Genomic DNA, 26,710 nt, shown 5'->3' with positions numbered 1-26,710 from the left:
CTATTCGTCGGCAGCGTCAGATGTGTATAAGAGACAGGTACAATAGTGCATACCATAGGTTAAAAATACGGATATCCAGAGGCCCCAGAAAGGGTAAAAATCCAAGAAACCGGAGCATTACAATACCGTTTAAAAACGCAAGAACTACAGCCACAAAGGTCAGAATAGTAACACCGATAGGTCTTTTCATATTCCTGTCTCCTTATTTTTGTCTCCTTGTTTTTGTCTCCTTATTTTTGTCTCCTTATTTTTGTCTCGAAAACTCCTTCTTCAGGTCCGCATTTTTAGTCCTCCGATGACTGCCCCCATTCCCCCGACAATAAGGAAAAATCCGAATATCCACGGGAGAAACAGGGCTCCTGCCAGAGAGTTGGTTAGAAGGAGTATGCCGAGAATTATGGTCAGGATACCAAGGATTCCCATTCCCCATCCTCCTCCCTTAAGTCCCCAGACAAGTTTTACAGCCCCATTGATAATAGCCCATGCTCCTATGAAAATAACGAAGAATGTGAGAACTATGAAAGGGCTGAAAATAGGGTACATCAGTATAACGATTCCTGCAATAATGCCCAGGATACCTGAAAGCAGTTTCCATAACCGATTCCCTGAGAATATAAACGCCCCTAAAACGGAAAGAATTCCCCCTGCCAGCCAGAAAAGCCCCAGGATCTGTAAGAGATAGATAGTGGTTACTGCAGGTTTGTATAACAGAAATAAGCCAACAATAATAGCGATAACCCCTTCCAGAAGAACTACCCACCAGGGTGCCTGCAGTATTTCATACCCCATCCCTTTACCAGCATCAATTGGCTGTTCTATAACATCAATTGGTTGTTCCATATAATTTATCTCCCCAATTTATTCAGTGCTTCAACCGATAATTCCCGCTACCAGAATACAGGTGTGAGCACAGCTAAAGAGACATCACTCGTCCCGAGCAGGAAATTCCTGTTTCAGGATAATTTCCGGCACACTCAGGAATAGCCAGAGTCAAAGAAAAGATAGCCTTCCCCCTCCACAAAGAAGAGCAATTTCTTCTTTCCGGGGCAGTTTATTAATGAAATTCACATCTGTACAGCTTACCCTTAATTAATCCCAAATAATCTCATTGTAAAAGGTGCTGATTGAGTGCATCTAATTCCATCATTGAAAGCCCGGATATGACGCAGGCTGAAATAACTATTCATTTATCACTGCAGCATATGAAGACAGGATTCTTTTGGGATCTCAAATTCAATGTTAATTTCAATGTTAATTTCAATGTTAATTTCAATGTTAATTTCAATGTTAATTTCAATATCAAGATTAAGATTAATTCCCTTTCCCCATTCGACAGAAGACGAAGCAGTGATATATATAATTATATACAAATCATCGGATATAAACAAACTTATTATTAAATCTCAAAATAAAGGCTCTTTTATCCGGGAATAAAGGCTCGGTACCCACACACAAAGAAAATGAGAAAAACAGGTAAACAAGAAAACATATAAAAGAGAAAAATAGGTAAACAAAGAAACATATAAAAGAGAAAAACAGGTAAACAAAGAAACAAGTAACAAGGAAACTGTTTAAATAGAATCCCATATTCCAGAGGATCAGTGATGAATCCGACAAAAAACCGGGATATTCCCCTTTATATATACCATGCCGGGCAGTGTGACCCGAAAAAGTGCACAGGAAGAAAAATGGCTCGCTTTGACCTTGCCCATATGTACGATAGGATTTCAAGGCTGCCTCGTTCAGCGATTCTGCTCGACCCTATGGCAGAAAAGGCCCTATCTCCTGCCGATAACCCCGGAAAGGGGATTATTGTACTTGACTGCTCCTGGGAAGAAGTCGAAAGGGTTTTTCCTGAACTGGAAAAGCTGAACCTTGAACACAGAGCTCTTCCCTATTTGCTTGCAGGCAATCCTGTGAACTTCGGAAGGCCCTTCAAACTCAATTCTGCAGAGGCATTTGCAGCATCCCTGTATATTTTTGGATATAAAGAGCAGGCCGAAAAAGTCATGTCCAAGTTTAACTGGGGGCACAGCTTCCTTGAACTGAACAGGGAACCGCTTGAAGAGTATTCAACCGCAAAAAACAGCACTGAAATTGTGGAAATGCAGAGCCATTACATCTGAAGGCGGCTACATTTAAGCGAAAGGCAAAAGAGAAAAGTAATTATCCCGGAGAGAAAAGCAATTATCCCGAAGCCACTCAAATAAAGGAACGCAATCTGACCGGATCTCAATTAAAAGGGCTAAAAGGAGTTATGTACAGTGAAACCGTCAGTAAGAAAGCAGATAGGGGTTATAGGAGCCGGGACCTGTAGCAGTGAGACCAGAGCCCTTGCAGAAGCTGTGGGAAAAGAGATTGCAAAAAAGGGAGCTGTTCTTCTTTGCGGAGGCCTTGGAGGAGTAATGGAAGCAGCAGCTTGTGGAGCAAAATTGGAAGGAGGAATAACCCTGGGAATTTTGCCCGGAGCACTTCGGGAGGAAGCAAATCCCTGGATAGATATAGCCATTCTCAGCGGAATGGGGCATGCCAGAAATGCCCTTATATCCCAGTCCTCGGATGCTCTTATTGCGGTTAACGGGGAATATGGGACTCTTTCGGAAATAGCTCTTGGCCTGAAGATGGGAAAGCCGGTGGTATTGCTTGAGTCCAGATGGAAAATCGAAGGCACAGAGAGCGCAAAAAGCCCGCTGGAGGCTGTAGAGCTTGCTTTCAGACTCATTGAAGAAGGGACAAAAGAAAATAGAGAAGAAGTGTAGAGAAGAGGTATAGAGAAGAAGTATAGAGAAGAAGTGTGAAAACCTTAAGTAAAAATAGTCAGGTAAAAAGGAAAAACAGGTAAATCAGGAATACCTGAACCTGATTATAATTACGGATATCAGAATATTTAGAGATTTGATCCAAAAATATATATTGCAAAAGGAAACTTCAAGAATTAGGAGGCAGGCTTCGACTCAGACTGGCATAAATTTAGGGGTACGCCAGCATTCCTCCACAAAATGTAATGAAAGCTGTACTTACAAGAAAAGTTATACCGGAGTTTTAAATGCACCTTATCGTAACGGAAAAAAATATAGCAGCAAGGAGGATAGCTGCGATTCTGGCTCCAAAAAGTCCTAAGAAGGAAAGAGTCAGCGGAGTAGATGTATACCGGTACGAGATCGGATCCGGCGAAACCAGGCAGGAGACTGCAGTGGTAGGGCTTTCCGGCCATATTGTCGGGATTGATTTTCCAAAAGAGTATAACAACTGGCAGAAAGTTGATGCCAGAGCCCTGGTCGACGCCGAGATTACAACAACTCCAATTAACCGGAAGATAGTGACTGCTTTAAAGAGCTTGGGAAAAGAAGCAGAAAGGGTCACGATTGGAACTGACTACGACCGGGAAGGAGAACTGATAGGAGTCGAAGCCCTCAATATCATAAAAAAGGTAAATCCGGATATCCCTTTTGACAGGGTCCGCTACAGTGCAATAACCCCGAAAGCAATCGAAGCCGCTTTTGCAAATCCCACAAACGTTGATTTTAATCTTGCAGACGCCGGGCATTCAAGGCAGGTCATTGACCTGGTCTGGGGCGCAGCCCTTACCCGTTATATTTCCCTGTCAGCTGGCAGGCTTGGGAAAATGTTCCTCTCGGTAGGAAGGGTGCAGTCGCCGACCCTCTCACTTATTGTTGACAGGGAAAAGGAAAGGAATCTATTTGTCCCGACTCCTTACTGGGAGATCCACGCTGAACTTGAAACCGCATCAAAAGAAACCTTTTCCGCCCAGCACTCAACTCGCCGCTTCCTGGACAAAGAGGAAGCTGCAAAGGTGTTCAAAAAACTGGGGAAAAAAGCGGAAGTAAAGGAAATAGAAAAAGGGACAAAGGTCGACCAGCCCCCTACCCCATTTAATACTACAGGCTTTATCAACGCGGCAAACTCTATAGGGCTCAGCCCCTCAAATGCTATGCGCATAGCTGAATCCCTTTATACTAACGGATACATTTCATACCCAAGGACAGACAATACGGTTTATCCCGATACTCTGGATTTGAGGGCTCAAATTGAGATTTTTAAGGAAGGGCCTTTTAAGGAGTATGCAAACGCCCTGCTTGAGAAAGCCGAACTTGTCCCCACGCGCGGGAAAAAAGAAACAACAGACCACCCTCCTATCTATCCGGCATCCCTTGCAAAGAAAACTGACCTGAAAGAAGAGGAATGGAAAGTCTACGAGCTTGTGGTCAGGCGCTTTTTTGCAACCTTTGCCGGACCGAGCACCTGGGAGACTCTGCGCCTGAGACTCGATATCGAGGAGGAAGAGTTCAGGGCAAACGGAGCAAGGCTGCTGGAACACGGCTGGCGCTGGTATTATCCCTACAATGCCCCTGAAGACAGGCTATTTCCGGAACTCAGGGAAGGAGATTCCCTGAAAGTAATAAAGAAAGAGATGCTGGACAAGGAAACCCAGCCTCCTGGACGTTACGGGCAGGGCAGGCTAATCAATATAATGGAAGAGCTGGGGCTCGGCACAAAGGCTACCAGACACGAGATCATAAGTAAGCTTTATTCCAGGGCTTATATCCACGGAAACCCGGTACAGCCCACAAATACTTCTTTTGCCGTAATGGATACCCTTGAGAAGTATTCCCCTACGATTACAAAACCGGACATGACAAAGCTGCTTGAAGAGAATATGGACCTGATTGCAGAGGGCAAAATCAAGGAGGAGGCTGTCCTTGAAGAGTCCCGGGAGATTCTGAAGCAGGTCTTTTCGGAACTCGACAAAAACAGGGATAATATCATAGAGTCCCTGCAGGCAGGCCTCAGGGAAGATAAAATAATAGGCACCTGCTCAGCATGCGGAAACGACCTGATGATCCGCCGTTCGAAGAGGGGAAGTCGTTTCATAGGCTGCAGCAATTACCCTAATTGCACTTTCTCCCTGCCCCTGCCAAAGAGCGGGCAGATCATTGTCACCGATAAGTCCTGCGAGACTCACGGACTGCACCATATCCGCATAATCAATCAGGGAAAACGAGCCTGGGACCTTGGCTGCCCGCAGTGTAATTTCATCGAGTGGCAGAAAACCCAGAAGGAAGAGCAGGCCCAGCAGCCGAAAAAGGAAAGACCGAAATCCATCAAGGATATCGAAGGCGTGGGAAAAGCAACCGCAGGAAAACTCGAAGAAGCAGGAATAAACAGCATAGAAGCCCTGATAGAAGCCGATGCAATTGAGCTTGCGAAGCTTATAAAGGTCACCGTAAAGAAGATTAAGAACTGGCAGATTTCATGCGGCAGCACAGTTGAGGACTTGTGAAAACGGTCCTCAAATAGGCTTTTTTATTTTTATTTGGTTTTTTGTGTCTAGCTTTCTGCTGAATAAATTGTTTTGGGCAAAAAGTAATTCTGATTATGGAATCGTACAACTATATTAGTTTTCATAGCCTGAACCAACCTGCGAGCCCAAATAAAAGAGCTTCGCGAGATGCTACAAGCTTTAGAAGTTCATATAAATCAAAACACTTGTAACAGTAGTAAATCTCCTTCTACTACTTTTTCAAAGAAAAACAACCCCAAGAGTCTCCATAAATGGAAAGGCTGCAAAGAATATGAAAACATTCTTGAAAATATGATATTGAAGCTTATTAGACCCCTCAAAAAACGATTAGCTTTTTAAGGGCTATTAAACCTTATTTACCCAATTAAATATATCTCCATTTCCTTGCTTTTATCATTGAATTTTGTATGGGTGAAAATGATATCAGAAGCCGCAGTTATAAATAAACATAAATTGTGATCAAATACAGATTTTATATTGATTATTTATTGATTTTAATGATTATTATGAATTATTTTTCTAAATAATTGATTTTTAGGATTTACTTTTATTGGGGAGATTCTAAATGCATATCTATTACCCAAAATAAGCATTCTATATCCTTATCTCTAACACAGATTTAGAAGGGCCCTAAAGCTTATGAGAAAATCCTGGTTCATTCCTTATGAAAATTCCTGAGTTTTTTGTGATTTACCCGGTAATGACTATCATCCAAACAAAATAATTATAAACCTATTCTGCAAATTAAGTTGACAATCAGCTCATTTGATTATTATAATAAATTAAGATTGGAAACAAAATAATGTCTTTAAAAAGTGAAGTTCTTAGAATTTTGGAGGAAAACAGAAATACTGCTGTATCCGGGCAGGAGCTTGCAAACAAACTATCTGTTTCAAGATCTGCGATTTGGAAAGCAATCCAAGCATTGAAAGAGGAGGGATACTCCGTTAATGCTACAACAAATAAAGGCTATCAGCTATCTGTTGACAATGATTTGTTGTCTCCTGAGGGCATTGAAATATTCCTGAATCCAAAATATAAAAAAAATTCAATTACTGTATACCAATCCCTTTCATCAACAAATGTTGAAGCAAAAAAGATGGCAATTGGCGGTGTAGAACAGGGAGCGGTTATTCTTGCGGAAGAACAGAGGGAAGGTAGGGGCAGACTTGGTAAAAGCTTTTTTTCTCCAGCCAAAACAGGCATTTACATGAGTATTATCCTGTGTCCCAAAATGAAAACTTCAAATGCTATTCTAATCACTATTGCGTCAGCCGTAGCCGTATGTAGAGTGATAGAGAAGTTGACTGGTGAAGAACCAAAAATAAAATGGGTTAATGATATTTTATTAAATGAAAAGAAAATTTGTGGAATACTTACAGAGGCGGTTAGCGATTTTGAAAGTGATACTGTAGAAAATGTCATTGTTGGTATTGGAATCAATGTGAAAACAGAGAAAGAACAATTTCCACCGGAGTTACGTGGGATTGCAACTTCTTTGTTCCCAAAAAATATCTATCGAAATCAGCTTGCTGCAGAAATAATCAATGAGCTTCTGGATTTATATACCCAGCTTGAGGATAAAAGCTTTATAAGCGAGTATAAAGCACGTTCAATGGTTTTGGGAAAAGACATTAATTATTATCAGAATGGCAAAAGACACAGTGGCAGAGCCATCGATATTAATGAAATTGGCAGCTTGATTGTACAAAACGAAGAGGGAGAGATATACGCGTTACAATCAGGTGAAATAACGATAGGGAGTATGAGAGATGAAAACTGAAAAAACGTTGCAATCAAAAGAACTTGTTTTTTGCTCACTCTTTTCTTCACTTATTGCAGCAGGTGCTTTTATAAAAATACCGGTGCCTGTAGTCCCCTTTACGCTACAGTTTTTGTTTACCAATTTGGCAGGTCTGCTTCTAGGAAGGAGGCTTGGAGCAATTTCTGTTGGGCTTTACATCGCTATCGGCTTAGTAGGACTGCCCGTATTTGTAAGTGGAGGTGGAATATGGTATGTATTTCATCCCACATTTGGTTATCTCATTGGATTTCTTGCAGGAAGCTTTATTTCAGGCTACATAATCGAACAAACAAATTCCCCTTCATATAAAAGACTTGTTTTAGCAAGCTTTGCAAACCTTGGCATTGTTTATGCTTTTGGTATGGCTTACTGCTACCTGATATCCAACTATTATCTAGATTCACATATTGGTGTGTGGAGCTTAATTTTATACTGCTTTATTCTTGCAGTTCCCGGTGATATTTTTCTCTGCTTTGCAAGTGCAACTCTTGCAAAACAACTGTTTCCGGCTATGAAAAGAGGTTAATACTTTATGATACAACAAATTAAAAACAAAATAATAAATGGATTTCAAATTAAAAAAGAAGATGCAAGAAAATTGATTAGGGCTGATTTGGAGAAACTAAGCAGAGCCTCAAATGAATTGCGCCAGTATTTCTGTGGCAATGCCTTTGACATTTGTACAATTATAAACGCAAAAAATGGAAAGTGTTCGGAAAATATTTGAGGTGAAGATGCTTTGAGTAAAGGGCTATTTATCACTGGCACAGGTACGGATGTTGGGAAAACCTTTACAACTGCACTGATCGTAAAAAAACTTCGTGAAAATGGATTAAACGCAGGATACTATAAGGCGGCTTTGAGCGGTGCAGAAAAGATAAAAGGGAAACTTGTTGCAGGCGATGCAAAGTATGTCTGCGAAGTTTCGGGAATTACTGATGGCCCTGAAAGCCTGGTATCTTATATTTATGAAACGGCTGTATCCCCTCATCTGGCGGCTCAAATAGAAAAACTCCCAATTGAAATGAATGTCATTGATGCAGATTTTGAGCAGATGAAAACAAGATTTGACTACGTCACTGTAGAGGGAAGCGGGGGGATTATTTGTCCTCTGCGCAGGGATGAGCAAACAATTATGCTGACTGATGTGATAAAAAGGCTTAATTTGGATGTGCTCATTGTTGCCCCCTCTTCCCTAGGAACTATTAACAGTACTGTTTTGACGATTGAATATGCAAAGCAATCAGGAATTGCAGTAAAAGGAATTATTTTAAACGGATACATGGAAGATAATTTTCTTCATGTTGATAACAAATTCCAAATCGAACAGCTGACTGAAACACCTGTAATTGCCTGTGTACCTAAAAATTCCAATGATTTAGCAATACCCTTGCAAGTGCTTACGGATTTATTTAAGGAGATTTAGTGATGGATTTAGTACAAAAAGATTTAAAGTACATCTGGCACCCCTGTTCACAGATGAAAGATTATGAAGAATTGCCGCCAATCATTATTAACCATGCAAAGGGACTGTATTTGTATGATACAGAGGGAAAAAGGTATGCTGATGTGGTCAGTTCCTGGTGGTGTAATCTTCTGGGTCACTGCAACGAAAGGATCAATAATGCTGTAAAGCACCAGATAGATAGATTAGAACATGTTATCTTTGCGAATTTTTCCCATATGCCCGCCATTGAGCTTTGTGAGAAACTATCACAAATAGTACCAAAAGGTCTTACAAAGTTATTTTTTACAGATAATGGCTCATCTGCAATAGAAGCGGCAATGAAGATGAGCTTTCAGTATCATTATCAGACAGGCAACCCTCAAAAAAAGAAGTTCATGGCACTTTCTGACGCTTATCATGGGGAAACACTGGGTTCTCTATCAGTGAGCGGCGTGGATTTGTACTCTGAGATTTACAAGCCTATGCTGCTGGATATTATTCGTGTAGAAGGTCCTGACTGTTACCGCTGTAAATATGGAAAATACAGGGAAAACTGCAATGCGGAATGTTTTGAAAAGGCACAGAAGGCATTTGATGAGCACGGAGCAGAAACCTGCGCTTTTGTTGTGGAGCCTCTTGTGCAAGCGGCAGCAGGAATGAAAATATATCCGCCTATCTACTTAAAAAAACTGAGAGCATGTTGTGATGCTCATAATATTCACCTGATTGCAGATGAAATAGCAGTCGGCTATGGCCGTACAGGAAAGATGTTTGCCTGTGAACACGCAGAAATCTCTCCTGATATTATGTGCATGTCAAAAGGATTGACAGGCGGTTATATGCCAATGGCTCTGGCAGCTGTCACTGACGAAATTTACAATGCCTTTTATGCCGACTATAATGAGAGCAGAGCGTTTATGCACAGCCACACTTACTGCGGCAATCCTCTTGCTTGTTCTGCAGCATTGGAAGTTTTAAAAATCATGGAGGATAGCCATATTTTGCAAAAAGCGAAATCCAATGCAGTTTATTTTAATAAACTGATTAGGGAAAAGCTTGAAGATTATGAATTTGCGGGAGATATCCGCAGTATAGGGCTGATTAACGCCATAGAGCTCGTAAAGGACAAAAAAACAAAAGAGCCTTTTGACAGTAAACAGCGCTTAGGATACCAAATTTATAAAGAAGCCTTAAAAAGCGGAGTTTTGCTCCGGCCCCTTGGAGATGTGCTGTATTTTAATCCACCACTCATCATTGAGCAGGAAGATATGGACTTTGTTGTAGATGTTTTAAACAAGTCGACAAGACAAATATTAGGATAAAACATGAATTGATAATTGAAGTTCATCCGTCATCGGTGAAGCATTAAATTAGATCTATTGCACATGTTTTTATAATAATTTCCAACTCCCTCTGTATTTATGTGTCCTCGTCCCCCACCTACTCTTGAAGACTCTCTTCGGGAAATGTTTCCCGAAGAGTGGTTAAGACAAACTGCCAAAGAAACTGGTCTCATAGTATGTGAACGTAAAATTGACCCTGTCATTATCTTTTGGGTTTTAACACAGAGTTTTGGTGTGCGCTTGCAGCGTACACTTGCCAGTTCCTGAACTCTGATCCAAACAACCATGTTAGCTTTATTGAATTATTTTTGTCACGCTCAACGAAGGAGAGAGGCCTTTCCCGCAAAAAAAGAGAAAGATAAGAGGATAACCAGAATTGATTGCCTTTTACCGTTTTTTTAAGCCTTTTCTCTTTTTTATTTCCCTCTTCTTTTCCTTCTTTTTTCCGTCTCAATTCTTTCTGCTTTTTGTGAAGAGCCGCCAGAGCTGGCGGAAGCAACTATATCGACCTGTGAATTCAAAAGCTGTTTTCTGGGTAAAGAGAGTATCTTTAGGGCCAGTATAAAAAGGATGTAGAGAAGTCTTACTACGGATTAAAGAAAAGATAAACATATTTATAGTGCAAGACTCCTCTATAATTGTTAATTTGTAAAAATGTTATCCAGAGGTTTTATAACTTGGCAACCAAGAAACAGAAGGCAGCAAAACGCGAAAAGATGGATAAAGAAACGAACGACAAGATTAAAAAACCAGTTGAGGAAGTTAAGGAATCAAAAGACAAAATAAAAGAACCGGAAAAGAAACAAGATAAGAAACAAGATAAGAAAGGAAAAGGAAAATAAAAAGAGCATAGTTAACTCAGTTTTCCCTATCTTATCTTATCGATAAGCCATTTTTTACATTCTCGAATATCCGAAAATTAAAAATGGTTTTCCAAGCCGTCTCAAAACTCGATCCATTTCTACAATTGAATAATATAATGTTGACTTTAATTTCATATCGGGAATTAGTCTGAAATTTACGAATAGTTTGACATTATAGCGGAATATTCCAAAAAAATTGTAGAATCAAATGTAGTTTTGAGAAAGCCTGTTTCTGGGTATTTCTGAATTTGTTTTTCTATTGCTACAAACTGATTCTTTTACACTTTCCGGTCTCCACGGGATTTGATTTTCTCATGTATTCTTTGTGAAATTTTCCATGCAAATGCTCTAAAAACGTATAAAAGTGACTAAAATCGTTCCTATTTTCAGAGTATTTGAAGTAACTCTAAGTATTTTTCCGAGTATCCGACCAACTAAAAGACAATTTTACAGTTTTTTAACTATGTTTTGAGTTTCTGGAGCATCAGGACAATGTAACAAAAACTCCCAAAAGTTTTTTAAATGATTGAAAAAATACTCTTTTGATAAGAAAAGAGAAAATTTATCCCCTCCATGTTCTCTTTTCTTTTTTCTTCTGCTTATATAATATATATCTAATAATATAATACCTGATTTTTTATAGTTGTGTATCCATATGTTGCGTATGTCTAAGGGTGGAGCGACATTTTGGTTTAAGGTGTCAATTGTTATTGCTGTTTTTGCAGGTATATCGAATGCTGTTCTTAAAGTAGTTAGTAGTTGGAAAACTAAAAAATAGTGTATATTGTAATTGACAATTGTAATTGACGGAAAGTTTCAGCTTTGTTTTCCAGTCCGTATGACCATTACAGGGACCTTTGAACCTCTTACTACTTTTTCTGCAACACTTCCCATCAGAAATTTTTCGAGTCCTGTTTTTCCGAGTGTACCCATTACTATCAGGTCCACGTTATTATTTTCTGCAAAATAGATAATTTCATCACTTGGGCACCCATCTAAAAGGACCTCTCTTACCTCCACCCCTGAGTCCTCTCCAATCTGCTTAATTTTAGATACTACTTTCTCCCCATCACACCTCATTATTTTGTAGATTGTTTCTTTGCCAGCAGTCCAATTTTCAGAAATTGTAGAGGATGTATTTACTACGTGAAGGGCATGGACAGTGGCTCCGCTAAGTTTTGCAATCTCAATACCGTAAGAAATAGCCCTCCGGGTATTCGCGGACCCGTCTGTTGCAATCACTATATTTCGGTATAAATCGCTTGTCATGTATTGTTCTCCATTACAGATTTAAACTCGCATTCAACTCGCATTCAACGTCCATGAAAAATTGCAGTAAAATACAAGCATAAAGAACTCAAAACACCTATAATGGCCTAATAACTTTCACTGATTTCTAAACAAATAATATATTCAAGTGTGTAAGCTCTAAATGCCCTATAATAATATACTCACCTCATTTTAAATATAAGTGTGTGAGACCGTAGAAAAGTGAGTAACTGTCAACTACCCGCTAAATCTAAAGATTTAACGGGTTTCCTGCTGAGAATTTATGATTTACTCACAACTTTCAGGATTGATTTTCGGAGCAGAGCCAGATTAATCCATAAAAGAGATTTTAAAAGCGACTTAGACGGCCTTAAAGTAAGATTTAGAAGAACTCTCGACGCAGGAGAGCGGTCTTGCAAACAAAGACGTAAAAAGACCAACAACTAAAAACTACAGGAAATAGACAAAATTGGACGCGGCAGAAAAAATCGGCAAAATGAAAACAAAACAGAATTAAGTTCGACCTGAAAAATACTCTTTCTCAAGTCTGCTTTTTACTGTATTTTCCTTCTTATTTCTTCCTTTTAATTTTTTTTCCTTTTAATTTTTTTTCCTTTTAATTCTTTCTTCTTTTTGGGAAGAGCTGCCAGACAAGCTGGTGGGAGCGCTTATATTTACCTGTAAATTGAAAAACGGTCTGTGGGGTCAAAGAATCATTTCTCATGCCAGCTGGCCGTTTCTCCATAGTATTCAGTTTCTTTTAGTTGTGTTACATTTTCAGCTATTGTTTTTTCTTAGCTAATGGCGGGCCGGCTAAAACCCTGCGCGGCACGGAGGTAGAAAACCAAAATATACTATCTTCGGGTATGCGGGACAATATCAATCAATTGATCAGAACCACACCACGTTTCATTACTGATTTTAAATATATTTCAAGTCCCTTTAAGTTACTGTACCTTTAAGTTTTAAGCTGTCGTATCATAACTTATAAGGTCTGTAAAGCCAGAGTTATTTCAAATGGCTTTTTGAAAAGCTTATTAGAGAAATTAAGGTATAAAAAAATTTAAGGAGTGTTTGTTCTGGAGCTTAGCTTTAAAGGCGGATGCAGAGAAGTAGGACGTTCGGGTTTGCTTGTTAACGGGGAGATTCTGCTTGATTACGGTATAAAGGCTGGAGATGTACCCGAATATCCCCAGAATGACATCGAACCGAAAGCAGTGCTTGTTTCACACGGGCATCTGGACCACTGCGGAGCTGTCCCTAACCTGATGTACCTGAGCCCTGAAGTTTTCATGACTCCGCCAACAGCAGAGTTTACCAGCCTTCTCGGGAGAGATACCCTCAAGCTTGCAGAAACCACCCTTTCGGGTGTAGCTCCTTTTGACCCAAATGACCTTCAAAGGCTTAACCAGCTTACCTGGCGAAAAGATTATGGAGAAACATTCAAAACTCACGGATACAGTGCCTGCTTCTACAACGCAGGCCATATCCCCGGAGCTTCGGGAATCCACCTTGAGTCCGAATCCGGAGAAAGTCTCTTTTATACAGGAGATTTCAGCCTGCAGGAGACAAGGCTTGTCCCGGGGGCAGAAAAGTTTCCTGAGGCTGATACCCTTGTGCTTGAAAGTACGTACTTTGGGGAAGAGCATATCCCGCGGAAAGAGACCGAAGAAAGGTTTATAGAATCTGTCCGTGAAACCCTGGAGAGGGGAGGCACTGCCCTTATCCCTGCCTTTGCAATAGGCAGGACTCAGGAGATCCTGATGCTGCTTGACGCCCACGGAATCAGGGCTTACGTGGACGGCATGGGCAGAGAGGTGTACAAAATCCTCAAAAAATATCCTGAGTATCTGAGAAATCCTGACCTTCTTGACAGGGCTTTCGGACGTGCGAGTTCCGTAAAAGACAGGCATCGGGAGTACGTCCTTAAAGAGCCTTCAGTCATTGTCACTACAGCCGGGATGCTGAACGGGGGGCCTGCACTGTATTATCTAAGCCGGCTTTACAAAGATACGAAATCAAAAATCCTGCTCACAGGCTACCAGGTCGAAGGTACAAACGGTCGGCTGGCCTTAAAACACGGAGTCATCGAGACAGGAGGGGATGTCCTTGCCCTCAAGCCCAAAATCGAGCAGTACGACTTTTCTGCCCACTGCGGAGATCAGGAACTTAAACAGCTCGTAAAAAACTTCTGCAAAAAGGGCACTGAAAGGGTCTTTGTCATGCACGGAGAAAAAACGGAAGCTTTTGCACAGTGGATTTCAGAGGAAATCGGCGTAGAAGCTTATGCACCCGCAAACGGGGAATCCTTCAGTTTTTGAGTGAGAAAAAGGAAAAGGAGGAAAGAAAGAGAGGAAAGGATAAAACATGGATGAGGATAAGGTATGGAGAAGGATAAGACATGGATGAGAATAAGGTATGGAGAAGGATAAGACATGGATGAGGCTTCTTACGAAGCCTGCGAAATGCTTAAGCTTTGCAAGTTCCAATTACCTGAATATGATCCTCAATCCTGAATCCGAAGTCCTTGAGACACTTGCAAAGAGCATCCTCCTGGCTGCACGGACTGCCCCGAAAGCCAAAGGAGTGGACGACATAATAACTGCCCTTGTTGAAAAAGATGATATTGAAATCCTTGCCTCGACAATGGAAAAGCTGGCGGAAGAAAAAGGCGAAGGCTTTGCTTTCCTCAAAAGAGATGCCGGAAACCTCAGAAACGCAGGGGTTACTGTCCTCATAGGAGTCAAAGCCAGCGGGGCAGCAGGCTTAAACTGTGGAGCCTGTGGTTTTGCTACCTGCAAAGAGATGCTCAACGCAAAGAAGGTGGAAACCGAGTTCAACGGCCCAAACTGTATGCTCAAGTATGCAGACCTCGGGATTGCTGTAGGCGCAGCTGCTGCAAAAGCCAAAGACTTCTGCATTGACAACAGGGTCATGTACTCAGTTGGCGCAGCAGCAAGGGTCTCAGGCTTGCTGGATGCAGATGTTGTTTTTGGAATTCCGCTGAGTGTGACCGGGAAAAATGTCTTCTTTGACAGAAAATAAATCGTGGTGCTGTTTACTGAAAAATTGGAACTAAGATCAGAAGAGCCTTAAACAAGGCCCCTCCGCCTCTCACTTCTGTACTCTTCAAAGAGGCTCTGCAATTCGTCTTCCTTGGCTTTGTGGCGCTTTGCCTCGGCTTCTTTTTCCCAGGCATCAATTGCAGCTTTGAGGCCTTCTGGCTCAGCCATTGCAAAGTCTTCAGCCCTTTCAAGCGGGATGCCCCTTAAAACCGGCACGTCCCCCTTGAAAAAAGTCTCTTCTGCTGCATGCGAAATATCTTCCGGGATAAGTACTGCCCGAACTTTTGCTTCCACAAGGATCTGGGCTGTTGCAGCACCGCCTCCGCTTGGATTTTCCAGGAAAACCACATCTTCTGGCTTGAGCCCGTATTTTTCTTTTGTTTCGGCAATTGATTCCTTTGTAAAAGCTGCAATAACCTTTACAGGAGTGCCTTCGCCGCGAATTTCCATTTTCTGGATTTTACGCAGTTTGTTGCTCCTGCGCCTGAGTTCTTTTACGGTTTTATTTTTATTGCTGAGCTCTTTTTTCAGGTTCTCTATGGTGCTGTCCCGGATCTGAACCTCTTTTGATTTCCGGACTTCGCCGTAAGCTTCCTTTTTGAAGCCTTTCAACCTTGACTCAAGCTTTGAGATTTTCCTGTCTTTTGCAATAAGTGACTGTTTTAATTCTTCTACATAATCCTGCAGGTTCTGAATCTGTTCTCCCTGCCTCTGGACAGTCTCTCTCACTTTCAGGAGAGATTCGTCAACTACCCTTTCCTCGGGTTTTTCAGGAGCAGTCCTTGCCCCTGGCTTTTCAGGAGCAATCGATGCAGCCCGGACTTTTTCGATCGCAGCTTCTATTGAGTCTCCGCGGATTACATGAAGTTTTATCAGCTCAAGGTCTGCATTTTCCGGAGCTTTCTTTTCAATTCGCGTAAAGACGTTCTTGTAGCTCCTGTAAGTGAGAAGAGCTGCAGTTAATGCATCCCTTTCGTGGTCATTGGAGTAGCCGAAGGTTTTTCCAAGCGCAATTTTTTCTTCGGCAGAGACTTCAATTCCAGGGCTTGCAGGGACTGCGTTAAAGCTCCTCCTGATTTTTTCAACCGAGCCGGGCATTGGAGTGACATCGCTTGCAATTACTGCAGGTTTTCCATATTCGGCAATAAGCTTGACAACTTCATCAGGAGCTATTCCCCTGAAGCTTTTCAAATAGAGGAGATCTCCATCAAGAGAAAGAATAGCTATGCCCACGGTAGTACCAGGATCGAGCCCCACGATAGTGAATTTACGCCCGGGGTTCTTCGGCTTCAGGGGAACATACCGGATTTTATCGCGTTCGACACTTCTCACACTTACCTGCGCATCGCTGCTTGCCATAGGATGTATTGGAATCTCTCCACGCTTTGCATAGACTGTAAATTCGGACCTCACATAGCCTCCGAACCCCTTTATATTTACGGCATCGAACCTGATACCTTTTTCCCGTGAAAGGTCCTTGAGGGTATTTTCAATTTCCCGACTCCTCTGAAGCACGGCTCCGTGCACTTTTCTTGCGTACCGGTTCTGGCTCCAGCCTCCCCGTCCGAGGGAACGGGCTCTGCTGACCTTAATTCTCGTAATATCTTCAAAAAGAGAAACCTCATGCCCAACCCCCAGGTCTGCAAGCCGGGCACAGGTTTCAGCTTCGTCATTAGGGTTTTTGGGGTCAAAGAAAAGCCCTTGCTTCCGCGCAATCCTGACCAGAGGTTCCGGGTGAAGCCCGCCTGTGACCTGAACGAGTTTTACCCCATCAGGCAGGCGTTCCATAAGTGAAAGGAGCTCGTTTCTGTCAGCTGCAAGCTCGAAAATATTGTCAACGGCTATTATCTCCGGCCTGTCCCTCTGGATCAAATTAAAGATTTTCTGGCGGCGGAGCATACTCTGATGGGAAACTTCTCCGTCCTTCAGGATAGCCAGAGCATAGCGAGGAAGTTCCTTTGCCCTTGGGGAACCCCGGGCGATATCAATTCCATAGATGATCCTGTTTTGCATGAACACCTATATTTTATATCTGGATGAATATATATTTAACTGATTTCTACCTTTATTTTATAAAATTGACATAGTCTATAAGGTCCCGCGCTCTAGCCTCAGCTAACTTTAATTCTTAAAATTTTAATCAACATTTGAATTATTCAGGTATAAAATATATCTTTAATTAGATTTTTGTGATAATTAACCTTTTAATTGAGGATATATTTTGAAGAAAAACAAAATAGTTAATATATTTATGAAATTAAGCTAAAATAATGGCCATATCTTGATAAAAAGTATTTTAAAGCGTTTTTTAACTGAATAAGAATATTTATATATAAAAACTGAAGAGATAAATATAGGATGAACGGCCACGATGAAACCTTTAATAACGAATCACCTGAAAGTGGTTCAAATACATTTGATTATAATGAACGTTTAAATGAACTTCAGCTCATTAACGACATTTTAATCGAAACCTATCAGGTCGAAGACACCGACAGGATATGTAAGTTAGTTGGGGAAGCCGTTCACAAATTGAATAAGGACTGCTATGTTATTGTATCACTCTATGATAGCAGCATAAACGCTGTAAGGATAAGAGCAGCGCCAGGGCTTGAGAGCATAACAGAAAAGGTTGCCGGTATCCCTGACAGGGGCCTTGAGGACGTATCTTTCAGGCCGAAAGATATGGAATTAAACCTCCAGCTCTTTAAAAGCGGCAAACTTGAACATTTCAAAGATGGCCTTTATGCTTTGCTGGCAAAAAAAGTGCCATACTATTCCTGTAAACAAATTGAAAAGAATCTCAACATCGGCTCCATTCAGGTTATTGGCTTTTCTAACGAAAAGAATATTTTTGGTGGAATTTCCATTCTGGTGCCAGAAGGGCAAAAAGTTCATTATGTGTCTGCCATAGAAACGATTACTGCCCATGTTTCCAAAAAAATCCAGGCTATCTGGACAGAAAGAGCACTTCATGAAGCTGAAAACAGATTCGAGATCCTTTTCCAGCAAGCTCCACTGAGCTATCACTCCCTGGACGAAAATGGATATTTCATTGATGTTAATAATACCTGGCTTGAAACCCTCGGTTATTCCTACGAAGAAGTAATTGGAAAATGTTTCAAAGACTTCCTTACACCTGAGGATGCTGAAAAATTCAAAAATAATTTGGACAAATTCAATTCCCATGGAGAGATACATGGGGTTGAATATGAAGCTGTAAGGAAAGACGGCAAAAGAATAAATATCGTTATTGACGGAAAAATAGCATATAACGAGGATGGCAGTTTCAAGCAGACACATTGTGCTTTCAAGGATATCACAGCACAGAAGAAAGCCGAAAGAAAAGCTCTCGAAAATGAAAAGCTTTTGCGCTCAATGATAGATGCTATTACAGAATATGCGTTTCTCATGGAACCGGACGGCACAATTGTTCAGATAAATGAATCCACTGCTAAGAAGCTAAACACCACATCACAAAAATGCATAGGATGTAACATATATGACCTTCTTCCTGAAAAAATTATGAGCAGCAGAAAACAAAAGTTTGATACCGTTTTAGCTGAAGGAAAAGCGTTGAAGTTTGAAGACATGAATGAAGGAAACTATTTTCAGCACAACTTTTACCCTGTTTATGATTATTCTAATCAGATATCCCACATTGCTGTTTTTTCCATGGACATTACGGAATACAAAAATAATGTGAAAAAACTGAAATGGGAGCTGGATGTCAACAGGTCCCTTGCAGAACTGGCAGACGCCCTTATAGACCCGAATAATTCCATTGAAACAATTGCAAACCTTGTCCTTTCAGCCTCTCAGGAGCTGACCGGAAGTGACCACGGATATGTTTCTTCCATTGACCCCGAAACCGGCGACAACGTATGTCATACTCTGACCAGGATGATGGAAAGTTGCAGCATTAATGAAAACGATAAAAAAATCTCTTTTCCAAGAGGGCCGGATGGCCTTTATACCAAATTATTCGGCCACGCTTTAAACACAAAAAAAGGCTTTTATACAAATTCTCCGGAGATGCACCCGGGTTCAGGAGGAGCCCCTGAAGGGCACATAAAACTGAACAATTTCTTAAGTTTTCCTGCAGTAGTTGGAAATGAAATCATGGGACAGATATCCCTTGCAAATTCAAACCAGGGGTATTCCGATTCCGAATTTGAAGCTATCAGAAAGGTTGCTGCAATTTATGCACTGGCAATTCAGCAAAAGCGAGCTTCAATAGAGATTCAACATATAGACACTATTTTGAAATCAACTTTTGAATCAACTGTTGATGGTATTTTTGTTGTCGACAATAACCACAAAATCCTTTTTTCAAATTCAAAGTTTGTTAAAATGTGGAGAATACCCGAAGCCCTGGCTAACATGAAAAATTACGACGAATTACTTTCTTTCTATTCAGACCAGGTAAAATGTTCTAAAGAATATTTATCAAAGATCCAGGCCCTTTACCGCTCAAAAGAAACAAATACGTTTTATATTTATTTTAAAGATGGGAGGGTATTTGAAAGCTTATCGACTCCACTCATGAACAATGGAATAATTAAAGGGCGCGTATGGAGTTTCAGAGACGTTACTGAAAAGGCGGAGGCAGAAAAAGCCCTTATTGATGCGAAAATCCATGCGGAAGAGGCTAACCGGACCAAAAGTGAGTTCCTCGCAACAGTGAGCCATGAGTTGAGAACGCCTCTCAATTCAGTAATAGGCTATTCTGATATGTTGCTTACCCAGATCTTTGGTCCCCTTAATGAAAGGCAATTGAGGTACCTGAAAAATATTTCAAGAAGTGGAAACCACCTTCTTAATTTGATCAATGATATTCTCGATATTTCCAGAATCGAATCCCGAGACATTTCATTATCATTTGAAATTGTACATGTTGCAGACATTTTTGAAGATGTAAAAAATATCGCAACTCCATTCGCGACTTCCAAAAACATATCCGTGGAATTCTCAGCCGAACCTGCGGACCTGCATATATATGCAGATAAAATAAAGTTCAAGCAAATTCTCTATAATCTTGTAAACAATGCCCTGAAATTTACTCCCGAGAATGGACACATAGAGGTTGTGGCAAACAAATCAGGAAACACAATCAGAATTTCCGTTGGAGATGATGGTATTGGAATTCCGGAAGATAGACAACAAATAATTTTTGAGCCCTTCAAACAGGTTGATTCTTCACTTTCCAGAATGTACGGCGGGTCAGGATTAGGCCTGACAATAGTCAAAAATTTAGTTGAGATGCATAGTGGAGAAATAAAAGTTAAAAGTGAGGTAACAAAAGGGAGCACTTTCACAATTATATTGCCTGTAAAAGAAAAATAATGTGATTTACTGAAAAAAGGATAATCGCTCCATTTCCTTCACATAATAAGTGAAATCAATATAAGTGAACATGCGTCATCGGTTAAGCATAAAATTCTCTCTCTGGCACATGTTTTTGTATTAAGGCCCGAATCTCTCTGTATCTGTGTTAGCCTCATCCCCCACCTACTTTTTACCGCCGTTATGGAAGAAATCATTTCACCCGGGCAGATAGGCAGACATCTTTATCATTTAGGGACTGGTAGATTTAGGGATATACCGTGAAAAAAAGAGGATGAAGACGGTCTTCGGGTGACCTGGGTACATATGACATTGTTTTAGCTCGCTCAGAGGGGGGAAATAAAGTTATAAAATACTAATATTTATCGCAATAAAAAATTTTTACGATAAAGAACTTTTATTTTCTTTATCCGATCTGAGTTTACTTATCTTTCATCTTTTACTTATCTTTCATCTATTTCTTTTAATTCCTCTCTTCTCCGAACGCTTCTTCTTTATTGTCATTTTCTTTATCTTTATTTTCTTCGCTGATCCTCTCATTTAGACCTTCACCCCTTTTACCTGTTCCTTCTATAATTGCTTCATCTCTGCTTGCTTCGTCTCTGCTTGCTTCGTCTCTGCTTGCTTCGTCTCTGCTTGGCTCTTCTTCAGTTGCTCCGATTAAGCTTGCTCCACTTTTAATTTCACGAATTACTTCTTCAAGCTCCCTTTTAATCCCATACTTCCTATTAAAATGAACCAGTACATTTGAAACATCCCTTTCGAGAATTTCGTCAGCATGGGGATGGGCAGGAGTGATATACTGAGGCCAGTCGATGAGCTGGACGCCGTCTTCGGATACAAAGATGTTATATTCACTTAAATCGGCGTGGATGATTCCAAGCGAGTAGGTTATCTTTACCTGCCTGAGAATCTCATCGAGATACCACTCAGCGTTAAGAAGCTTTGTTTTTGAGAGCAGGCTGCCTTTTGCAATCTCCATAACAATTGCATGCCTGTTCTGATCCAGGGGTTTTGGGATAGACACCTGAGGGTATACCTTTGTCATGATCTCATACTCCCTCTGGGCAGCAAGACGAGCAGCATAAATCCATGAAAAGTGCTCTCTTTCCCCAATGTGGTCACGTACTCTTTTTATTTGCTTGAAGCTGGTCCTGCCTTCCCTGTGGAATTTGATTATGACCGGAGAAGGCTTCCCTATTGCAAGCTCAGGCTGCCGGATCGCTTCCAAAATGACAGACTCCTTGCCTACCCCTACTTCATCCCCTATGGCGCTGATACTTCTCCTTTTCACAAAGGAATTGAGAGCAAGGGCATCATAGCCCTCAAAATAAATCTGGTAACCTTCATAAGGCTGGGTGGTTCTGACAACAAGCTTATCCCGGACAAGTTTTCTTAACCTGTATTCCAGCTTATCGAGAGGCATTTTAGTGTACTTATTCAATTCCTCTATCGGCACCCACTCAAAATGTTTCATCCCTGTCTCGATGCCTGTAAGTATCCTGAAATCCTTTGCATCGATCTTTTTGAAAACCTTTAGCACTTCGTCGATCATCCTATCCTGTTATACATATCACCTTCGATATTTAAATGATCGCCCGAATTATTACGCGTTCTCTGACCTTTACAACCTTATTCGCCATACGGGATCGTTCAAAAACCAGGTTAAAAAGAAAACTTTTTTAGGGCAGAAGATATAAATATTTAATAAAAGTTAAGTATTTCATAAGCTCACTTTATTCAAAAATAATGTAAATTTTCAGAAAAACAATCTCAAAGTAAATAATATCAGGAGATCTGTTATGCGATTTCCCAATAGAATTTCTGAGATTAAATTTGCAGAATTATTAGCCATTATTATTTTAGTTACTTCTACTCTGGGATGTACGAGTTCAGACTCGTCAGACTCTGATAAGAACAATTCAAACTCCAGTCCAAATGCAAAGGTAATACCTCCAACACCTGAAGCAAATATTACGTTTGTTACTACTGGTTCATCATTTTCACCAATTATTACAGTTACAGGTAATCCTAAAATTCAATGGGTATTTGGTGACGGTTCAACATCTGATTCTCCGTCTCCTTCTGTAAATTTTGGTTCAAAGAGGACAAGAGCAAACACTTTGGTAGTAACACCATGGAGTGCAGTAACTAAAATCAATATAGGTTATGATGGTTCAGATGGTGGAGTAACTCCAGGTTCCAGTACAATAGAAAATTTAAAAAAACAGAATGTAATAGCTGTTACTGGTTTAGAAAATGTTGCGCCATACCTCCAGGTATGGGCTTCGAGTTATAATCCAATAACTGCGCTGGATTTCAATAACTTCACGGCACTGCATACGATTGAGTGTTTTTATTGTACATCACTGGCTACCATCAGACTCCGTAACGTTCCGTCTCTGACCAGGCTTTGTCTTGAAAATTGCAACATTTCTTATCTTGATCTCTCAGAAGCTCCTTCTCTGGCTGATCTTCGTGGAGCATCTCAGAGAAGTTCAACATATTCAATAAATTGGGGTACAACGGGGGCTCAGATATGGCATATATGTGTTAGAGATAACCCGCAGATGACCAGCACGTTCCCGGTCAATCAGTTTCCACTTCTCAAAGACTTTTATATATGGGACGGTAATCAAAGCGGTGCTCTGCACCTGACTTCAACAAATTTGAAAAGCGTTCTATCAGCCAATAATCATTATAATGCTGCTAATTTTTCTGGTTGTTTCCCTGCTGGTAGAAAATGTACTGTGAATATGTATAATAATGACCTCACAAGTTTAGATATTTCCAATGATCCCGGTTTACTTTATTTAAATGCTAGTCGTAATTCATTAAATCAAACAGCAGTAGATGGGGTACTCCAAACACTGGATTCTTATAATACTAATGGTGGGGATTTAGATTTAACTGGAAATGCTGCACCATCAACTACAGGAATAGCACATGCAAATAATTTAACTGCCAGGGGATGGAAGGTTCAAAGTTAAAAAATCCACCAGTTGCAAATTTAACAAGTCTGCTTGTTTGCGTATCTTCATAAACGATAAGGTATAATAATAAATTGGAGTGAATAATTGTGCATAAATTTATGAAAATAGTGGGTTGTATCTTAGCAACAATAGGGTTTGCTTGTGTTGTAAAACATATCATGCATTACAAAGAAGGTTGCTGTTTGTGTGGTTGGCATAAAATAAAAGTAGAAGACGAAAAACCAACTGGTGAAACTGTATCGCATAAAATAAAAGTAGAAGATGAAAAACTACATGGTTCAAGGTATGGTTCTAATCCGGTCCGTTATTAAACCCGACAACCATACGTGGAAGGATTATGCCAGGCTTCCAGGATAAGGATAGGCATGTTGGAAATCCGGCATGAAGGTCGTGCCTTATTTTTGCCTGTTGGAGGATCAACTCCAGGCACAGGTTGACCTTCTTACCGACCAGCTGCACAAAAAGGATGGGTTAATAGAAAACCTAAGTATTTGTAACGAAAGAACTCAGGTAATGAATAATTCAGTGAAGTCAAATCAGCCATCTAGCTCATGAAAGTTATTTAATACATTCTTAACTACTGCCTATATTATTTCATCACAGATCCTAAGATATAAATATTTACATATACCCCATTTTGACAACAATATAGAAAAATTTAGTTTATATATTCTTCATAAAATAATGGGGATTTTATCACAAACCAATAACTATCGACAACATTCAAAGAAAAAGTTTATATGCTTTAACACTTAATCAGTCTCTAGTAACATATTTTGCGAGATGACTCTTATGTCTGACACAAGAAATTTTGTATTAAGAGACGAAGACGGCAATGAACACGGAGTTTTCACTGGAAAACAGCCTCGTCAGGCTGCTCTGAAAGCAGCAAACCGGAGCAACGGGACAAAATCCAAACCGGAGATTCTCCGTCTCAGGGAACGCGGGACAAAGAAGGTGCACATTTTCAAGGCATGGAAACAAGTTGTCAAAGCCCCAAAAAATAGGCCTAGCTGGATGCCAGAGAAAATCAGCAAGCCCTTTGTCAAGAAAGAGAGAATAGAAACAATCGAATAAATATAAAGGAAGCAAAAGGTAAATAGGTTTTATAGTAAAACTTATTTACCTTATTTTCAGACAGCAACCTTTTACCCTAAAATAATGCTATTTCTCTGTTTTTTAGCCTCAACTCGAGACCAATGGTCCATTCCAGCCAGTTTAATATGGCGCACTTTAGGTCAAAACGTTGCTATTTTGGTAAAGTTCTGCAAGAAACAGATCTTTAGACCATATTTATATGTAACTAAAGTACCTTTTAATTTTGATGCTTCTTTTTGGACATATTGGCGTCACGCTGGGGGTATTTTTCGGATTTGCATTTTTTATACCACAATTAAGGACCATTATAGATCCAACATATCTGGTCATTGGATCGCTCCTTCCGGACTTAATAGATAAACCTCTAGGAATGGTTATCTTTTCTTCTACCATTGCAAACGGACGGATAATAGCTCATACATTGTTATTTTCTTTTACCCTCTTTCTGACAGGTTTATACTTATATGATAAAAGAGGAGATATCAAAGTCCTTACCCTTGCAGCAGGTTCTATTTTTCACCTTATGGAAGATCAGATGTGGACATCGCCTCGAACTTTATTTTGGCCTCTCCTGGGATGGCGTTTCCGCAAAAATCCGCATCAAACTGGACTAAAATACTTAATAACGCTTTTTAAAAGATCTTTTAGAGAGTTATAAAACAGACGATACTTATCATGATACTTATCATTTGTCATATGTTAAAGAATATTTTAGAGACTGTGTATTATTTTCGGGTTTTTTGACGATCCCATAAGATATTAAAAAGTCTCCTGGTGTCGCGTCAATCCTCAAGGATTGAATAATTCTGAATAGTTGTTCTTGATTTTATACGACATTTTACTGCTGACGCGACACTAGAATATCTATCGAGTTTGTAGTGATCTGGACGGGAACCAAGCATAGCTTCTGTAACCCTCCACATACCGAACACGTACACATACCTGGAAGCCACGTACAAAGGCGAAGGCTATCGCTGGGAAAGGATAGGGATTAAGGCGTGAAGGCGTTGCCTGTCGAAGAACCAGCTGCACATTAAGGATGAGAAGATAGAAAAGCTAAATGAAGTTACCCAAAAGCAAGCTGTCCATATTAAATGTTTTTTTCCATAATAGTGAATTCCAAAAAAGGATTGTCAGCCATTATGGAGTTAATCCTTTTTGAAAGCCTTCACTTTGAGAGAGTAAGAGACACCTGTTTGCTCATCACTTTCAGTTTCTTGATTACTGAGATGGTTGCCTGAGATTCTTTGTAAATCTGGTCTTCGTAATAACTTATGATCTCGTCAACCGGAGCCGCAAGAGAATAAATCTTCATCGGCCGCCCTTTTCCAGGCTTTTTTTCGGAGCGCATATTAACCCAGGACTTATCGCACATTAACCTCATTGCAAGACTGACTTCGGGTTGCCTTAATCCAGTACTTATTTCAATTTCCCATGATGAAGCTTCGTCTACATTCATAAGATATGCCATGGTTGTAGCGGCATTTCTTGACATCCCGAGATCACTTAATGCTTTAATAAAAATATGGTCGTTTTCGTCCAACATTTTTACTTCAGAATCTTTCATGATAACCCCTCGATATTTCTAGTTTTATGGATTGTTTGTCAGCTTAAAGAATGGTTTTATAATCACTTATTAAAGTTGATGATACCTTATAAACATTTTCAAAATATATGCATTTACATGATAAAAGGTGCCGTTTTGACATTTTGAAGATAATAAAAAGCGCTTTTTCTTTGTTCCCTGGTTAACCACGTAACATACCCAAAAACCTCTAGCAACCTTGTCACAAAGTTTGAATCCGAGTATTGAGTATTTGGATCGTCCATCGGCTCAGGATATTAAGAAAACTGATAGGGTGAGCATTTCTGCCGAAGGCATTGTAGTGATCTGGACGAGAATCCGGGATAGCTATTTTGCACGTATCTCCCAGACCTAAGCACATCTAGGAACATCTAGGAACATCTAAGCACATCTAAGCACATATACCTGAAAGCTAGTCTAAAAGGTCAGGGCTATCGCTCGGGATAAGGATAGGTATTCTGGACATCCGGCGTGAAGGCCTTGCCTTAGTCTCGCTCATAGGGTGACAAACTCTTCAGGCACAGGTTAACCTTCTGAGGCTCCAACGCGAAATAACTCAGGTCCATGTTTACAC

At 40.4% G+C, this 26,710-nt stretch carries 23 protein-coding genes and 1 pseudogene; 18 read left to right on the top strand and 6 right to left on the bottom strand.

Going from position 1 to position 26,710, the window contains the following annotated elements; all coding sequences use genetic code 11:
- Positions 1–270: 270 nt before the first annotated feature.
- Complete coding sequence (locus EO95_RS15275; protein WP_200895059.1) at positions 271–840, bottom strand: HdeD family acid-resistance protein; 570 nt, start codon at positions 838–840, stop codon at positions 271–273.
- 764 nt (positions 841–1,604) lie between these two features.
- Between EO95_RS15275 and EO95_RS15265 the strand changes: the two genes are divergently transcribed.
- From EO95_RS15265 to EO95_RS17265, 10 genes and pseudogenes are all read left to right on the top strand, one after another.
- Complete coding sequence (locus tag EO95_RS15265; RefSeq protein ID WP_048136120.1) at positions 1,605–2,126, top strand: DUF367 family protein; 522 nt, start codon at positions 1,605–1,607, stop codon at positions 2,124–2,126.
- 138 nt (positions 2,127–2,264) lie between these two features.
- Positions 2,265–2,759, top strand: coding sequence for a TIGR00725 family protein (locus tag EO95_RS15260; protein WP_048136118.1), 495 nt, complete (start codon positions 2,265–2,267; stop codon positions 2,757–2,759).
- A 287-nt stretch (positions 2,760–3,046) separates the two neighbouring features.
- Positions 3,047–5,302 (top strand): DNA topoisomerase I, encoded by a 2,256-nt coding sequence (locus EO95_RS15255; protein ID WP_048136116.1) that lies wholly within the window; start codon positions 3,047–3,049, stop codon positions 5,300–5,302.
- 138 nt (positions 5,303–5,440) lie between these two features.
- Positions 5,441–5,662, top strand: coding sequence for a DUF6444 domain-containing protein (locus EO95_RS18615; RefSeq protein ID WP_394297376.1), 222 nt, complete (start codon positions 5,441–5,443; stop codon positions 5,660–5,662).
- A gap of 463 nt (positions 5,663–6,125) precedes the next feature.
- A complete protein-coding gene (locus tag EO95_RS15250; RefSeq protein WP_048136114.1) occupies positions 6,126–7,106 on the top strand; it encodes a biotin--[acetyl-CoA-carboxylase] ligase in 981 nt (326 codons plus the stop codon).
- The gene (locus tag EO95_RS15245) at positions 7,096–7,653 is read left to right on the top strand and encodes a biotin transporter BioY (protein ID WP_048136112.1); all 558 of its coding nucleotides are present in this window, start codon (positions 7,096–7,098) and stop codon (positions 7,651–7,653) included. Before EO95_RS15250 ends, EO95_RS15245 begins: the two co-directional genes overlap by 11 nt.
- Positions 7,654–7,659: 6 nt before the next feature.
- Positions 7,660–7,854, top strand: a complete 195-nt coding sequence (locus EO95_RS15240) for a hypothetical protein (protein WP_048136110.1) — start codon at positions 7,660–7,662, stop codon at positions 7,852–7,854.
- A 12-nt stretch (positions 7,855–7,866) separates the two neighbouring features.
- Positions 7,867–8,553: a dethiobiotin synthase gene (gene bioD / locus EO95_RS15235; RefSeq protein ID WP_048136108.1), complete on the top strand. Its 687-nt coding sequence runs from the start codon at positions 7,867–7,869 to the stop codon at positions 8,551–8,553.
- Positions 8,554–8,555: 2 nt separating this feature from the next.
- Positions 8,556–9,896 (top strand): adenosylmethionine--8-amino-7-oxononanoate transaminase, encoded by a 1,341-nt coding sequence (bioA, locus tag EO95_RS15230; RefSeq protein ID WP_048136106.1) that lies wholly within the window; start codon positions 8,556–8,558, stop codon positions 9,894–9,896.
- A 99-nt stretch (positions 9,897–9,995) separates the two neighbouring features.
- Positions 9,996–10,178, top strand: a pseudogene (locus EO95_RS17265) (IS4 family transposase); the annotation flags it as partial.
- Here EO95_RS17265 and EO95_RS17925 read toward each other — a convergent pair.
- Positions 10,120–10,371: a hypothetical protein gene (locus EO95_RS17925; RefSeq protein ID WP_162197367.1), complete on the bottom strand. Its 252-nt coding sequence runs from the start codon at positions 10,369–10,371 to the stop codon at positions 10,120–10,122. The pseudogene EO95_RS17265 and the gene EO95_RS17925 overlap by 59 nt on opposite strands.
- Before the next feature lie 223 nt (positions 10,372–10,594).
- Here EO95_RS17925 and EO95_RS17750 point away from each other — a divergent pair, with 223 nt between their 5' ends.
- Complete coding sequence (locus EO95_RS17750) at positions 10,595–10,759, top strand: hypothetical protein (RefSeq protein ID WP_156164079.1); 165 nt, start codon at positions 10,595–10,597, stop codon at positions 10,757–10,759.
- Between the two features lie 837 nt (positions 10,760–11,596).
- Here EO95_RS17750 and EO95_RS15220 read toward each other — a convergent pair.
- Positions 11,597–12,049 carry a universal stress protein gene (locus EO95_RS15220; RefSeq protein WP_048136102.1) on the bottom strand — a complete coding sequence of 151 codons (453 nt, stop codon included), beginning with the start codon at positions 12,047–12,049 and terminating at the stop codon, positions 11,597–11,599.
- A 1,070-nt stretch (positions 12,050–13,119) separates the two neighbouring features.
- On the opposite strand from EO95_RS15220, the gene EO95_RS15215 reads away from it, so the two are divergent.
- Positions 13,120–14,370 (top strand): MBL fold metallo-hydrolase, encoded by a 1,251-nt coding sequence (locus tag EO95_RS15215; RefSeq protein ID WP_048136099.1) that lies wholly within the window; start codon positions 13,120–13,122, stop codon positions 14,368–14,370.
- 178 nt (positions 14,371–14,548) lie between these two features.
- Positions 14,549–15,094 (top strand): ferredoxin domain-containing protein, encoded by a 546-nt coding sequence (locus EO95_RS15210; protein ID WP_048136126.1) that lies wholly within the window; start codon positions 14,549–14,551, stop codon positions 15,092–15,094.
- A 47-nt stretch (positions 15,095–15,141) separates the two neighbouring features.
- Here EO95_RS15210 and EO95_RS15205 read toward each other — a convergent pair whose 3' ends face one another.
- Positions 15,142–17,133 (bottom strand): DUF460 domain-containing protein, encoded by a 1,992-nt coding sequence (locus EO95_RS15205; RefSeq protein ID WP_048136097.1) that lies wholly within the window; start codon positions 17,131–17,133, stop codon positions 15,142–15,144.
- A 339-nt stretch (positions 17,134–17,472) separates the two neighbouring features.
- On the opposite strand from EO95_RS15205, the gene EO95_RS16855 reads away from it, so the two are divergent.
- Entirely contained in the window at positions 17,473–20,460 is a 2,988-nt protein-coding gene (locus tag EO95_RS16855) for a PAS domain S-box protein (protein WP_052733608.1), read from the top strand.
- Positions 20,461–20,923: 463 nt separating this feature from the next.
- Here the strand turns inward: EO95_RS16855 and EO95_RS15195 are convergent, their stop codons facing one another.
- Positions 20,924–22,015: a serine/threonine-protein kinase RIO2 gene (locus EO95_RS15195; protein ID WP_048136095.1), complete on the bottom strand. Its 1,092-nt coding sequence runs from the start codon at positions 22,013–22,015 to the stop codon at positions 20,924–20,926.
- 247 nt (positions 22,016–22,262) lie between these two features.
- Between EO95_RS15195 and EO95_RS15190 the strand changes: the two genes are divergently transcribed.
- The 4 genes from EO95_RS15190 (at position 22,263) to EO95_RS15180 (ending at position 25,209) form a co-directional block, all read left to right on the top strand.
- On the top strand, positions 22,263–23,450 hold the full coding sequence (locus tag EO95_RS15190) for a hypothetical protein (protein WP_048136093.1): 1,188 nt from the start codon (positions 22,263–22,265) through the stop codon (positions 23,448–23,450).
- Between the two features lie 89 nt (positions 23,451–23,539).
- Complete coding sequence (locus EO95_RS17260; RefSeq protein WP_082106076.1) at positions 23,540–23,764, top strand: hypothetical protein; 225 nt, start codon at positions 23,540–23,542, stop codon at positions 23,762–23,764.
- 481 nt (positions 23,765–24,245) lie between these two features.
- Entirely contained in the window at positions 24,246–24,530 is a 285-nt protein-coding gene (locus EO95_RS15185; protein WP_048136091.1) for a non-histone chromosomal MC1 family protein, read from the top strand.
- A 247-nt stretch (positions 24,531–24,777) separates the two neighbouring features.
- Positions 24,778–25,209, top strand: a complete 432-nt coding sequence (locus tag EO95_RS15180; RefSeq protein ID WP_048136088.1) for a metal-dependent hydrolase — start codon at positions 24,778–24,780, stop codon at positions 25,207–25,209.
- A gap of 510 nt (positions 25,210–25,719) precedes the next feature.
- Here EO95_RS15180 and EO95_RS15175 read toward each other — a convergent pair.
- Positions 25,720–26,118 carry a transcriptional regulator protein gene (locus tag EO95_RS15175; protein WP_048136087.1) on the bottom strand — a complete coding sequence of 133 codons (399 nt, stop codon included), beginning with the start codon at positions 26,116–26,118 and terminating at the stop codon, positions 25,720–25,722.
- Positions 26,119–26,710: the final 592 nt, after the last annotated feature.

Source organism: Methanosarcina sp. 1.H.T.1A.1, assembly GCF_000979295.1.
GTDB lineage: Archaea > Halobacteriota > Methanosarcinia > Methanosarcinales > Methanosarcinaceae > Methanosarcina.
Note: the sequence above shows the minus strand (reverse complement) of the source record. Positions and strands in the feature narration are given on the sequence as shown.

Coding starts and splice junctions, on each gene's coding strand:
- EO95_RS15250 (WP_048136114.1), top strand. CDS start 6,126: ATGTCTTTAAAAAGTGAAGTTCTTAGAATTTTGGAGGAAAACAGAAAT.
- EO95_RS15265 (WP_048136120.1), top strand. CDS start 1,605: ATGAATCCGACAAAAAACCGGGATATTCCCCTTTATATATACCATGCC.
- EO95_RS15240 (WP_048136110.1), top strand. CDS start 7,660: ATGATACAACAAATTAAAAACAAAATAATAAATGGATTTCAAATTAAA.
- EO95_RS15220 (WP_048136102.1), bottom strand. CDS start 12,049: ATGACAAGCGATTTATACCGAAATATAGTGATTGCAACAGACGGGTCC.
- EO95_RS15190 (WP_048136093.1), top strand. CDS start 22,263: ATGCGATTTCCCAATAGAATTTCTGAGATTAAATTTGCAGAATTATTA.
- EO95_RS15255 (WP_048136116.1), top strand. CDS start 3,047: ATGCACCTTATCGTAACGGAAAAAAATATAGCAGCAAGGAGGATAGCT.
- EO95_RS15175 (WP_048136087.1), bottom strand. CDS start 26,118: ATGAAAGATTCTGAAGTAAAAATGTTGGACGAAAACGACCATATTTTT.
- bioA (WP_048136106.1), top strand. CDS start 8,556: ATGGATTTAGTACAAAAAGATTTAAAGTACATCTGGCACCCCTGTTCA.
- EO95_RS15185 (WP_048136091.1), top strand. CDS start 24,246: ATGTCTGACACAAGAAATTTTGTATTAAGAGACGAAGACGGCAATGAA.
- EO95_RS16855 (WP_052733608.1), top strand. CDS start 17,473: ATGAACGGCCACGATGAAACCTTTAATAACGAATCACCTGAAAGTGGT.
- EO95_RS15245 (WP_048136112.1), top strand. CDS start 7,096: ATGAAAACTGAAAAAACGTTGCAATCAAAAGAACTTGTTTTTTGCTCA.
- EO95_RS15180 (WP_048136088.1), top strand. CDS start 24,778: ATGCTTCTTTTTGGACATATTGGCGTCACGCTGGGGGTATTTTTCGGA.
- EO95_RS15275 (WP_200895059.1), bottom strand. CDS start 840: ATGGAACAACCAATTGATGTTATAGAACAGCCAATTGATGCTGGTAAA.
- EO95_RS15210 (WP_048136126.1), top strand. CDS start 14,549: ATGATCCTCAATCCTGAATCCGAAGTCCTTGAGACACTTGCAAAGAGC.
- EO95_RS15195 (WP_048136095.1), bottom strand. CDS start 22,015: ATGATCGACGAAGTGCTAAAGGTTTTCAAAAAGATCGATGCAAAGGAT.